This window comes from Rathayibacter sp. AY1D2 (assembly GCF_002932695.1).
Lineage (GTDB): Bacteria > Actinomycetota > Actinomycetes > Actinomycetales > Microbacteriaceae > Rathayibacter.
In genome coordinates this window covers 63765-75054 of the sequence record NZ_PSVX01000010.1, presented here as the reverse complement: position 1 = coordinate 75054, position 11290 = coordinate 63765, and the positions used below count along the sequence as shown (strand labels likewise).

Below are 11290 nucleotides of genomic sequence, written 5' to 3'. Positions count from 1 at the left end.
GGCGTTGTCGTCGGGCGCGATACCGCCGGTATCGCTTCCTCCTCCGCCTTGCATCCGACCCCTCCGCGGCCCGCGCCCGCGGGTGCTGGAGGGGGCGTTGTCGTCGGGCGCGATACCGCCGGTATCGCTTCCTCCTCCGCCTTGCATCCGACCCCTCCGCGGCCCGCGCCCGCGGGTGCTGGAGGGGGCGTTGTCGTCGGGCGCGATACCGCCGGTATCGCTTCCTCCTCCGCCTTGCATCCGACCCCTCCGCGGCCCGCGCCCGCGGGTGCTGGAGGGGGCGTTGTCGTCGGGCGCGATACCGCCGGTATCGCTTCCTCCTCCGCCTTGCATCCGACCCCTCCGCGGCCCGCGCCCGCGGGTGCTGGAGGGGGCGTTCGCGGCGTTGTCGTCGGGCGCGGTACCGCCGGTACCGCTTCCTCCTTCGCCCAGCGAATGCCCCCTCCAGCACACGCGCCCCCCTGGAGAAAGGGGAGAGGGGTGCGGCTGCGCCGGCACCAGTGCGCCGCGCCGGCATCAGTGCGGCTGCGCCGGCACCGGGCGGCTCGGTCGCAGGGCGACGTAGGGTGGCGGGATGGGTGAGCGGGTCGGGACGGCGGAGGCGGCGCGGAGCATCAGGGTGCCGCGGGAGGACGACGACAAGTACACGCGCGGGGTGCTGGGGATCGCGACCGGGTCGGAGCGGTACCCGGGAGCGGCGGTGCTCGGCGTCGAGGCGGCGGTGCGGACGGGAGTCGGCATGGTCCGCTACCTCGGACCGGAGCGGCCCGCGGGACTGGTGCTCGCCCGGCGGCCGGAGGTCGTGACGACGGTGGGACGCGTGCAGGCCTGGCTCGTCGGCTCCGGCACCAGCGCCGAGGACCGCAGCGACGAGGAGCGGCGCACCCTGATCGAGCAGCTGCACTCGGGAGTCCCGGTGGTGCTCGACGCGGGCGCGCTCGACCTGATCGACGAGGCCGCAGGCCCGGTCGTCATCACGCCGCACTACCGCGAGCTCGCCGGAGTGCTCGGCCGTGCGGGTCTGGACGCGGACGCCGCGACGATCGCCGAGGCCCCGGGGGAGTGGGCGCGCCGGGCGGCGGACCGCCTCGGAGTCTGCGTGCTCCTCAAGGGCGGCACCACCCACGTCGTCGCGGGCGGCGTCGAGCTCGAGGTCTCCGGATCCACGCCCTGGCTGGCGACCGCGGGCAGCGGCGACGTCCTCGGCGGCGTGCTCGGCGCACTCCTCGCCGGTCGGGCCGCGGACGCCGAGGCGGCCGGGGCGACTCTGACCGCGGAGGACCTCGCCCCGGTGGCCGCCGCGGCCGCCGTCCTGCACGCGGAGGCCGGACGGAGCGCCTCCGCCGGCGGCCCGATCGCCGCGCTCGACATCGCGGAGCACCTGCCCGGAGTGGTCGCCGCACTCCTGCGCTGACACGCCCGTCGGACGAGCGCTGAACCGAACCGGGACCGCCGCCGTTGTCCTGGAGGAAGCGACGCCCGCGGCCCGGCTCACCGGCTCCGCACCGCCGCCTCATCGGGTGCTCGAAGCGAGCACCTCTACCGTCGGATCCGCCGCGTCCGCCTTGACCAGGAGAACAGACATGACCGCGAAGACCACGACTCCCGCCCGCTACGCCCTGACCCTCCTCGCCGGCGCCGGCACCCTCGCCGCGCTCGCCGCCTGCTCCAGCACCACCACGACCGGGAGCGACGCCGCCGACGCGGCGACCACCACCGCTCCGAGCACCGCCACCAGCTCCGCCCCCGAGGCCACCGGCGCCGCGTCCTCCGCCGCGAGCGGCAGCAGCTACGCCGACGGCACCTACGAGGCCGAGGGCGCCTACACCTCGCCCGGAGGGAACGAGAAGGTGGGCGTCTCGCTGACCCTCGCCGACGGCGTCGTCACCGACGTGACCGTGACCCCGGAGTCGGAGAACCCCACCGGCCAGCAGTACCAGTCGCGCTTCGCGGGTGGCATCGCGGGCGAGGTCGTCGGCAAGCAGCTCGACGAGCTGAAGGTCTCCAAGGTGTCGGGGTCCTCCCTCACCTCCGGCGGCTTCAACGACGCCGTCGAGACCATCAAGGCCGATGCCACGGCCTGACGCCCCGACGGTCCTCGGCCACGCGTGGCGGTTCGACGCGATCGGCACCGGCTGGGAGATCGACACCGCCGAGCCGCTCGGGCCCTCCCACCGCTCGCGGGTCGAGGCGCGCATCGCGGAGTACGACCGCACCTGGTCGCGGTTCCGTGACGACTCCGCCGTCTCGCAGCTGCGGGTCGGAGGCGAGCACGTCTTCCCCGACGAGGCGGCCGACCTCTTCGCACTGTACGACGTGCTCGACGAGCTGACCGGCGGGGCGGTCACCCCCTTCGTCGGCGGCTCTCTCGAGCAGCTCGGCTACGACTCCGCGTACACCCTCGTCCCGCGCGGACCCGCCGTCCCCGCTCCCTCCTGGGCCGCCGCCCGACGCGGGGCGGCGGGACTGCGGGTCGAGCCCGGGACCGTCGTCGACGTCGGCGCCGCGGGCAAGGGCCAGCTCGTCGACCTCGTCCTCGAGGAGCTCGACGGAGTCGGGCCCGCCGTCGTCGACGCGAGCGGCGACCTCCGGGGCATCGGAGCCGGACCCGTCCGGGTCGGCCTCGAGCACCCGTGGGACCCGAGCAGCGCACTGGGAGTGGCGGTGCCCGGCGACCGCGCGCTCTGCGGCTCGGCGAGCAACCGCCGCGCCTGGGGCAGCGGCCTCCACCACGTCCTCGACGGGCGGACCGGAGCTCCGGTCGAGAGCATCGTCGCCGCCTGGGCGGTGGCCGACACGGCCCTCGTCGCCGATGGGCTCGCGACCGCGCTGTTCGTCTGTCCGCCCGAGGCCCTCGCCGAGCGCTTCGACTTCGAGTTCGTCCGCGTCCGCAGCGACGGCACCCTCCACTACTCGCCTTCCTTCCCCGGAGAGGTCTTCCGATGATCGGCACCTTCGACCGCGCCCTCGGCCGCGTCACCACCTACCGGCTGGTCTGGATGACGCTCGCCGCGCTCCTGCTCGTCGCCGTCGGCTACGCCGCAGCCGGCCTGATCTTCTCGACGCCGCTCGAGATCCTCGGCACGACGCTCGTCGCCGTCGCCTCGACGGCCCTGGTCAGCGCGGTCCTCGCGCGGCTGTTCCGCAGCCGCGCGCACCTGGAGTCCTCGCTCGTCACCGGTCTGCTGATCGCCTGCCTGCTCTTCCCGACGGCCGATCCCCGCGGGCTCGCCGTGATCGCGCTCGTCGGCGCGATCGCCGCCGCGTCCAAGTACGTCCTGGCCTGGCGGGGCCGCCACCTCTTCAACCCGGCCGCGGTCGCCGTGCTGATCATCGGCTTCACCGGGCTCAACGCCGGAGCCTGGTGGATCGCCAGTGGCGCGATCTGGCCGTTCGTCGTCGTGGGTTCCCTCCTGATCGTCGCGCGGGTCCGCCGCTGGGCCGTCTTCGCCGTCTTCGTCGTCGTCGCCGGCGGGGTGTCCGTGCAGCAGGCGGTGCAGAACGGCCAGGACCTCGGCGCCGCGGCGGCCCTGGTCCTCACGGCCTACCCCTTCGTCTTCGCCGGCGCCTTCATGCTGACGGAGCCGCTCACGCTAGCGCCGCGCCGCTCGCAGCAGCTGATCATCGCGGTCGTCGCAGCGCTCGTGGCGAGCGTCCCCTTCCACATCGGCGTCGTCTCCGCCACTCCGGAGCTGGGCCTCGTGGTCGGCAACGCCCTCGCGTTCGCCTTCTCGTTCCGCCAGCGTCGGCGGCACACGCTCGAGCTCGCCTCGACCCGCGTGCTGGCGCCGGGCATCGCGGAGTACCGCTTCCGCTCCCGCTCGCCGCTGACCTTCGAGCCGGGCCAGTGGCTCGAGCTCGACCTGCCGCACCGCGCCGACAGCCGGGGCAGCCGGCGCACCTTCTCGGTCTCCTCCGCTCCGTCCGACGGCGAGATCGCGATCGCCCTGCGGATGCCGGAGAAGGCGAGCAGCTTCAAGCGCGCCCTCGCCGCGCTGGAGCCCGGCGACTCGCTCCGGGCGACGAGCGTCGGCGGTGACTTCGTCCTGCCGGCCGATCCCACCGTGCCGCTGCTGCTTGTGGCGGGCGGCATCGGGATCACCCCGTTCGCCAGTCAGCTCCGCTCGCTCGCGGACGGTCCGCGGCGCGACGTCGTCGTCGTGGTCGCCGCGCCGAGCCTCGCCGAGGTCGCTTACCGCGACCTGCTGCAGGAGTCGGGGGCCCGGGTCGTGCTCTGCTCGAAGGAGGCGCCGACCGACCTGCCCGCACGGTGGTCGCACGTCACAGGCCGACTGACCGCCGAGCTGCTCGCGGACGCGGTGCCGGACGCCGGCCGCCGCGTGGGCTACGTCTCCGGGTCGCCGTCGTTCGTCGACTCGGTCCGCGGCGCCCTGCGCGGTGCCGGGGCGAAGCGGATCCGCACCGACGCGTTCGCCGGCTACTGAGTTCATCGGGTCGTGATGCCGGCTGCTGACGCCCGGCGGCGACCGACGCCGCCGGGGGACCGATGCCCGGCGGGAGCGGCGCTCTCAGGCGGGCTCAGGTGCTGCCAGGGTCCCGTTCAGCGGCCCCTCTACAATGACGCGGTGCCGTCCTCCCCTCCTCGAGCGTCCTCCCGCCCCCTCGCCCGGCTGCGCGAGAACCGCGACTCCGTCGCCGTGCTCTGGGGCGCCTTCGCGCTGGTGCACGTGGTGCTCTCCCTCCTGGCGCTGTTCGCTCCGGGTCTGCCGATGGGCGACGTCAGCATCGTCTACAAGGAGTGGATGAGGACCGCCGTCGAGGGCGGCGGCATCGCCGGGATCGACACGGGCTGGGTCTACCCGATCCTCGCCTGGGGCCCGATCGCCGCCTCCTGGCTCTTCGGCTCGGCGGGCTACGACCTGATGTGGCTCGTCCTCGTCGCGCTCGCCGACGCCGCCGCCTTCGCCCTGCTGCTGCGCGGCCGGTCGGCGCCTCGCCTCGCCGCGGCGCGCTGGTGGCTGCTGTTCCTCGTCCTCCTCGGGCCGATCGCGATCGGCCGCATCGACGCCTTCACTGCGCCGCCGGCCATCGCCGGGATGCTCTGGGCGGCGACCCGTCCGGGCGTCGCGGCGCTGCTGCTGACCGTGGCCACCTGGATCAAGGTGTGGCCGGCCGCGATCCTCGCCGCTGCCGTGCTGGTCCTGCGCGGACGGCTGCGGATGATCCTCGTCCCCGCGGTCGCCTCCGTGATCATCGTGCTCGCGGTCGTCCTCGTCGGCGGCGGGGACCAGGTCTTCAGCTTCGTCACCGATCAGACCGATCGGGGCCTCCAGATCGAGGCCGTCGTGAGCACTCCCTGGATGTGGCTGTCGGTCCTCCCGGGATCGGGGAGCTACGTCTACTACGCCGCCGACATCAACACCTTCGAGATGCACGGGCCCGGCACCGAGTTCGCGGCGAGCCTGATGACCCCGCTGCTCGCTCTGGCCATGCTCGGCGTGGCCCTGCTGGGTGCCCGTGCTCTCGCCCGCCGGGCGGACCCCGCCAGGCTGTTCCCGCTGCTCGCGCTGACCTTCGTGGTCGTGTTCATCGACACCAACAAGGTGCTCTCGCCGCAGTACATCGTCTGGCTCGCGCCGCCGGTGATCGCCGGGCTGATCGCGTGCCGCGACGGCGCGTTCGACCGGCCCGCGAAGCTGACCCTCGTCACTGCGGCTCTGACCCAGGTGGTCTACCCGTACCTCTACCTCTTCCTCCTCTGGTCGCACTGGTGGATGGTGCTCGTGCTGACCGTGCGGAACATCCTCCTCGTGGTGCTGCTCGGCTGGCTGCTGCGCGAGCTGTGGAGGATGGGGACGGCGCGGGTCGTCGCACCCGGCGCCACGACTTCCGCATCGTCGCTGACCGGCGAGACCCGCTTGGCGCCCCAGGGCTCGTAGGCTCGGAGGGCGCGGGGCCGGCACGCGGTGCGCGCAGTCAAGGAGGCTCCCATGCTCGTCGCATTCTCGGTCGCACCGTCCGGGGGCGAGGCGCCCGACGCGTCCGTCCACGACGCCGTCGCCGCCGCCGTCCGCATCGTCCGCGAGAGCGGCCTGCCGTCGCGGACGACCTCGATGTTCACCGAGATCGAGGGGGAGTGGGACGAGGTCTTCGATGTCGTCAAGCGCGCGACGGAGGCCGTCGGAGCGTTCGGGACGCGCGTGTCGCTCGTCCTGAAGGCGGACATCCGCCCCGGCTACTCGGGCGAGATCGACGGCAAGATCGCCCGGCTGAACGACGCGCTGGGGGAGTAGCGGGTCCCCGCCACGACCTCTCGTGTCCGGGCGTGCTCGAATCGATTCGACATCTGTCCGATCCTGAGTAGCCTTGACCGGTGACGCTCTCGCCCGCTCGGACCCGCCTCGCCCTGCTCGCCCTCGCGATGGGGGGCTTCGGCATCGGCTCGACCGAGTTCGTCGCGATGGGGCTCCTCCCGCAGCTCGCCGCCGACCTCCTCCCCGGGGTCTGGGCCGCGAGCCAGGAGCAGGCCGTCTCGCAGGCGGGGATGCTGATCTCGGCCTACGCGCTCGGTGTCGTGGTCGGCGCCCCCACCATCGCCGCCGCAGCGGCGCGCTGGCCGCGCAAGAGGCTCCTCCTGACCCTCCTCGTCGCCTTCACCGTCGGGACGATCGGCTCGGCGCTGCTCCCGAGCTTCCCGCTCGTCCTCGCCGCGCGCTTCGTCGCCGCGCTTCCGCACGGCGCCTACTTCGGCATCGCCTCCCTGGTCGCCGCCGACCTGATGGGTCCCGGCAAGCGCGGCAAGGGAGTCGCGTTCGTCCTCTCCGGGCTCACGATCGCGAACGTCATCGGCGTGCCCGCGATCACCTGGGTCGGGCAGATCGCCGGCTGGCGCACCGCCTACCTCGTGGTCGCGGTGCTCTTCGCGCTGACCGTCGTGGCCGTCCAGCTTCTGGTGCCCGCGCAGCCCGGGAATCCGGCGGCGACCGTCCGCAACGAGCTGCGGGCGTTCGGGCGCCTGCAGGTCTGGATGACCCTGCTCGTCGGCGCCATCGGCTTCGGCGGACTCTTCGCGATGTACAGCTACATCTCGCCGCTCGCGACCGAGGTGACGGGCCTGCCGCTCGGCGCGGTCCCGTGGATCCTGGTCGTCATCGGCCTCGGGATGACCGTCGGCAACCTCGTCGGCGGCTGGGCCGCCGACCGCGACGTGCGGCGGGCGCTGGTGGTGTTCTTCGCCGGCGTCGGCGTCTCGCTGATCGGGCTCGCGCTGTCGGCCTCGTCGGTCGTCGGCCTGGTGGTGTTCGCGTTCCTCTCGGCAGGCTTCTCGGCGGCCGCGTCGCCCGCGATCCAGACCCGGCTGATGGACGTGGCGCGCGACAGCCAGACGATCGCGGCCGCGCTCAACCACTCCGCCCTCAACATCGGCAACTCGGTGGGTGCCGCGCTCGGCGGCCTGACGATCGCCGCCGGACTGGGCTACCTGTCGCCCATCTGGGTCGGCGTGGGCCTGACCGCGGCCGGAATCGTGCTCGCCCTCGGCAGCATCGCGATCGACCGCGCCCGAGGCACGGTCTACCCGGTCCACCACGAGCCCGCCCAGCCGGGCACCGGCGGCATCCCGGTCGACGCACTGTAAGCAGAGCGCCGCCCGGGCCTCTGGAAGACTCTCGGCATGCGCGCCGTGAGCTACTCGTCCTTCTCCGCCCTCCCCGCGATCGTCGAGGTCCCGGAGCCCGTCTGCCCCGTCGACGGCGTCGTCGTCCGCGTCGCGGCGACCGGGGTGTGCCGGAGCGACTGGCACGCGTGGAAGGGGCACGACGACTCGGTCGTCCTGCCGCAGATCCCCGGGCACGAGTTCGCCGGGACGGTGATCGCGACGGGAGCCCAGGTGTCGCTCTTCGCGGTCGGCGACCGGGTCACAGCGCCGTTCGTGTTCGCCTGCGGCGACTGCGAGCAGTGCCGGGAGGGGGCGACGCAGGTGTGCCTCCGGCAGCAGCAGCCGGGATTCACCCTCGACGGGTCGTTCGCCGAGGCGGTGGCCGTGCCGGGTGCGGACCTGAACCTGGTGCGCCTGCCCGACTCCGTCGGCTTCGTCGAGGCGGCCGGTCTCGGCTGCCGCTTCGGGACCGCGTACCACGCCCTGCACGAGCGCGGCCGGGTCGCCCCGGGGGAGTGGGTCGCGGTGCTGGGCTGCGGCGGAGTCGGCCTCTCCGCGGTGATCGTCGCGCTCGCGGCCGGGGCCCGTGTGGTGGCGTCGGACGTCTCCGCCCCGGCGCGGGAGGCCGCAGCCGCGCTCGGGGCGGTGACCGTCCCCGGAGGCGAGGGTGCCGCCGAGGCGATCCGGGCGGCGACCGGAGGAGGGGCGCATCTGGCGATCGACGCCGTCGGCAGCAGCGTCACGGCGGAGGCGTCGATCGCCGCCCTGCGTCCGCGCGGCCGGCACGTGCAGGTGGGTCTGCTGCTCGGGCCCGACGCCGCACCGGCGATCCCGCTCGGCCGGGTCATCGCCCAGGAGCTGGAGCTGCTGGGCAGCCACGGCATCGCCCGGAGCGGCTACACGGCCCTCCTCCACGACATCGTCGCCGGCCGTCTGCGCCCCGCCGAATCCGTCGGCCGCACCATCGCCTTCGAGGACCTGCCCGCCGCTCTCGCCGCGATGGACGCCCCCGCCGCGACGCCCGGCATGACGGTCGCCGTCCTGGCCCCCTGACGCCGGCCCGCAGGAGCACTGACAGTCCGGTCCGGTGGTTCTCGATGCCCCGCGTCCCGCGGCATCTCGACCAGCATCGACCCGTTGTCCGTGCCTGGTGGTTCTCGATGCGCCGCGTCCCACGGCGACTCGACCGGCACGACTCGGGCACGCCCGCCCTGGTCGACTGCAGGAGCAGGTGGCCGCCGCTCGACGAGGTGGAGCCCGCCGACAGCGATCCGCGTGCCAGCGGATCGATGCCGGGCGACGCACCTCGCTCCGCGGAACGCGCCACGTCGTGAAGCCGATCGCGCCGTGGCGGGCGGGGACCGCCGCGCCCTCGTGGAGCCCGCCGACAGTGATCCGCGTGCCGGCGGATCGATGCCGGGCGACGCACCTCGCTCTGCGGAGCGCGCCGCGTCGTGAAGCCGATCGCGCCGTGGCGGGCGGGGACCGCCGCGCCCTCGTGGAGCCCGCCGACAGTGATCCGCGTACCGGCGGATCGATGCTCGGGCGACGCGCCCCGCTCTGCGGAACGCACTACGTCGTGAAGTCGACCGCGCCGCGGCGGGCGGGGACCGCCGCGCCCTCGTGGAGCCCGCCGACAGCGATCCGCGTGCCAGCGGATCGATGCCGGGCGACGCACCCCGCTCTGGGGAACGCACCACGTCGTGAAGCCGACCGCGCCGTGGCGGGCAGGGACCGCCACGGAAGAGGACTCAGTCCGTCTCGATGAGGATCCCGTCGTGGATGGCGCGCTTGCGGAGCGCCACTTTCGTGCCGACGTCGATGCCGACGACGCGGTACTTCTCGCGGATCCGCTTGAGGTACGACTTCGCCGTCTCCTCCGAGATGCCCAGCTCGAACGCGACCGACTTCACCGGCTCGCCGCCGCCGTAGAGAGCCATCACGCGGCGCTCCTGCGCGCTGAGCTTCGGCGCTCCGTCGGAGTCGCCGGTGGAGAGCGCCATGTCGAGCTCGTGCGAGATGTAGGAGTGGCCGTCCTTGGCCGCGCGGATCGCCTCGACGATCATGTCCGCGTCCTCGGTCTTCACGAGGTAGCCGAGGGCTCCGGAGGCGAGTGCCTCGCGGACCACGGCGGGCTCGGAGTAGGTGCTCATCAGCACGGTCTTCACCCCGGTGGTCTTGAGGGTCGAAAGCTTCACCGAGATCGGGATGTTGTCCTTGAGGTCGAGGTCGAGGAGGACGACGTCGACGGGGAACTCGGGGTGCGTGAGCAGCTCGGGCCAGGAGGCGACCGCGGCCACCAGCTGGATGTCGGAGGCGGCTCCGCGGATCCACTCCGTGAGCGCTCCGAGGAGCATCTTGTGGTCGTCCACGACCGCGAGAGTGATCTTCGCGTCAGCGGTGGGTGTCATCGGTGTCCTTCGGTCGGCGGTCGTCGGCGGTCTCTCGGCGGCTGCTCACCGGTCGGCGGGATTCTCGACCAGGCAGTCGATCTCGATCCGGAGCTCTCCGTCGCGCGAGGTGTCGCGGAAGACGCCGACCTGAGCGATAGCCTCCCACGTCGCAGGATCGACGCCGCGCAAGGGCGCGCCTGAGGAGCGGAGCGTGATCGGCACGAGCAGTCCTCGGGCGGCCGTCCCGGCTCCGGGATCGCGGGGGCTGCCCGACTCGACGTGGAGGACCACGGCGAGCCCGGTCGCGCTGTCGGCCATCAGCCAGATCGCCGAGAGGAGCCCGTCGCGCTGCTGGTGCCCGAGGAGTCCGGCGGTGCCGTCCGGGTCGTCGAGCTCGACGAGCGGCGCGAGCAGCTCGGACTCGAGCACGGCATGGTGCAGCCAGGTCTCGCGCCGCCCCTCGATGAGGTGGAGGCGGAGCTGGGTGGCGAGCGAGGTCGCGTGGGCGGCGCGCTGGGCGTCGAGGGGCAGGCGGACCGAGCCGTCGCCCACCTCGGCGAGGAGGCGCTCGGCGGCGAGGTCGAGCCGTGCGAGCTCTTCCGAGGCGAGCATCCCGACCGCGTAGCGCGGGCCGAGCGTGGTGCTCTGCACGAGGGCGCGGTCGATCTCGAGCTGGACCATCCGGCGGAATCCGCGCATCATCACGACCACGACGACGGCCGGCGCGATCGTCACCACGAGGGCGCTGATGCGCACCGAGAGCGCGCCTGCGCCGCCCGACTCCATCGAGAGGAACGCGATCACCTCGGCGATCGCGACGAGGGCGCTCACCGCGAGGATCTCGATCCCGCGCCGGTGGACGATCAGCGCGGCGTGCGCGACGGCGCCCGCGACCGCGGCGGTGGGGACGGTGCGGGCCGCGCCGGAGTCGGTCACGGCCACCAGGTCGAGCACGACGGCGGCTCCGAGGGCGACGAGGAAGCAGAGGTAGACCGGGAGCGGCAGGCGGCGTCCGCCGAGGTGGATCGCGAGGACGGTGGATCCGAAGGCCAGGACGACGAGGACCCAGGCGATCGCCGCGGGCGCGAGGTCGCTGTAGCGGGCGGAGGTCGAGAGGAAGATCAGCAGCTCGTAGGCGAGGATCGCGGCGGCGATGCCGTTGAGGCCGCTGCCGAGGTAGTTGGTGCCGAGCCCCTCCTGCTGTCGGCGGACCGAGCGGGCGGACCGGGAGGAGCGGCCGTGCGTCGCGGGCACGCGTCCCAGCAGCGGGGCCCGCGAC

General features: G+C 73.8%; 10 protein-coding genes. 8 read left to right on the top strand and 2 right to left on the bottom strand.

The features are described from left to right. Positions 1 to 574: 574 nt before the first annotated feature. The 8 genes from C5D04_RS04270 (at position 575) to C5D04_RS04235 (ending at position 8671) form a co-directional block, all read left to right on the top strand. Positions 575 to 1414, top strand: coding sequence for an ADP/ATP-dependent (S)-NAD(P)H-hydrate dehydratase (locus tag C5D04_RS04270; protein ID WP_104347285.1), 840 nt, complete (start codon positions 575 to 577; stop codon positions 1412 to 1414). A gap of 169 nt (positions 1415 to 1583) precedes the next feature. Then, complete coding sequence (locus tag C5D04_RS04265; protein ID WP_104224453.1) at positions 1584 to 2084, top strand: FMN-binding protein; 501 nt, start codon at positions 1584 to 1586, stop codon at positions 2082 to 2084. Continuing rightward, positions 2071 to 2946: an FAD:protein FMN transferase gene (locus C5D04_RS04260; RefSeq protein WP_104347284.1), complete on the top strand. Its 876-nt coding sequence runs from the start codon at positions 2071 to 2073 to the stop codon at positions 2944 to 2946. Before C5D04_RS04265 ends, C5D04_RS04260 begins: the two co-directional genes overlap by 14 nt. Beyond that, complete coding sequence (locus C5D04_RS04255; RefSeq protein ID WP_104347283.1) at positions 2943 to 4445, top strand: oxidoreductase; 1503 nt, start codon at positions 2943 to 2945, stop codon at positions 4443 to 4445. Before C5D04_RS04260 ends, C5D04_RS04255 begins: the two co-directional genes overlap by 4 nt. Positions 4446 to 4586: 141 nt before the next feature. Continuing rightward, positions 4587 to 5900 carry a glycosyltransferase 87 family protein gene (locus tag C5D04_RS04250; RefSeq protein WP_104225503.1) on the top strand — a complete coding sequence of 438 codons (1314 nt, stop codon included), beginning with the start codon at positions 4587 to 4589 and terminating at the stop codon, positions 5898 to 5900. Between the two features lie 51 nt (positions 5901 to 5951). Next, positions 5952 to 6254, top strand: a complete 303-nt coding sequence (locus C5D04_RS04245) for a thiamine-binding protein (protein ID WP_104224449.1) — start codon at positions 5952 to 5954, stop codon at positions 6252 to 6254. Between the two features lie 128 nt (positions 6255 to 6382). Then, positions 6383 to 7597 carry an MFS transporter gene (locus C5D04_RS04240; protein WP_104291681.1) on the top strand — a complete coding sequence of 405 codons (1215 nt, stop codon included), beginning with the start codon at positions 6383 to 6385 and terminating at the stop codon, positions 7595 to 7597. Positions 7598 to 7633: 36 nt separating this feature from the next. Continuing rightward, positions 7634 to 8671 carry an alcohol dehydrogenase catalytic domain-containing protein gene (locus C5D04_RS04235; RefSeq protein ID WP_104291582.1) on the top strand — a complete coding sequence of 346 codons (1038 nt, stop codon included), beginning with the start codon at positions 7634 to 7636 and terminating at the stop codon, positions 8669 to 8671. Between the two features lie 698 nt (positions 8672 to 9369). On the opposite strand, the gene C5D04_RS04230 is transcribed toward C5D04_RS04235, so the two are convergent. Together C5D04_RS04230 and C5D04_RS04225 are read right to left on the bottom strand one after the other, a co-directional pair. Further along, the gene (locus C5D04_RS04230) at positions 9370 to 10029 is read right to left on the bottom strand and encodes a response regulator (RefSeq protein ID WP_104224447.1); all 660 of its coding nucleotides are present in this window, start codon (positions 10027 to 10029) and stop codon (positions 9370 to 9372) included. 45 nt (positions 10030 to 10074) lie between these two features. Continuing rightward, positions 10075 to 11265, bottom strand: a complete 1191-nt coding sequence (locus C5D04_RS04225; protein WP_146076851.1) for a hypothetical protein — start codon at positions 11263 to 11265, stop codon at positions 10075 to 10077. Positions 11266 to 11290: the final 25 nt, after the last annotated feature.

What these genes read in the sequence shown, in the direction of transcription:
- C5D04_RS04270 (WP_104347285.1), top strand. Translation starts at nt 575, where the DNA reads ATGGGTGAGCGGGTCGGGACGGCGGAGGCGGCGCGGAGCATCAGGGTG.
- C5D04_RS04265 (WP_104224453.1), top strand. Translation starts at nt 1,584, where the DNA reads ATGACCGCGAAGACCACGACTCCCGCCCGCTACGCCCTGACCCTCCTC.
- C5D04_RS04260 (WP_104347284.1), top strand. Translation starts at nt 2,071, where the DNA reads ATGCCACGGCCTGACGCCCCGACGGTCCTCGGCCACGCGTGGCGGTTC.
- C5D04_RS04255 (WP_104347283.1), top strand. Translation starts at nt 2,943, where the DNA reads ATGATCGGCACCTTCGACCGCGCCCTCGGCCGCGTCACCACCTACCGG.
- C5D04_RS04245 (WP_104224449.1), top strand. Translation starts at nt 5,952, where the DNA reads ATGCTCGTCGCATTCTCGGTCGCACCGTCCGGGGGCGAGGCGCCCGAC.
- C5D04_RS04240 (WP_104291681.1), top strand. Translation starts at nt 6,383, where the DNA reads ATGGGGGGCTTCGGCATCGGCTCGACCGAGTTCGTCGCGATGGGGCTC.
- C5D04_RS04235 (WP_104291582.1), top strand. Translation starts at nt 7,634, where the DNA reads ATGCGCGCCGTGAGCTACTCGTCCTTCTCCGCCCTCCCCGCGATCGTC.
- C5D04_RS04230 (WP_104224447.1), bottom strand. Translation starts at nt 10,029, where the DNA reads ATGACACCCACCGCTGACGCGAAGATCACTCTCGCGGTCGTGGACGAC.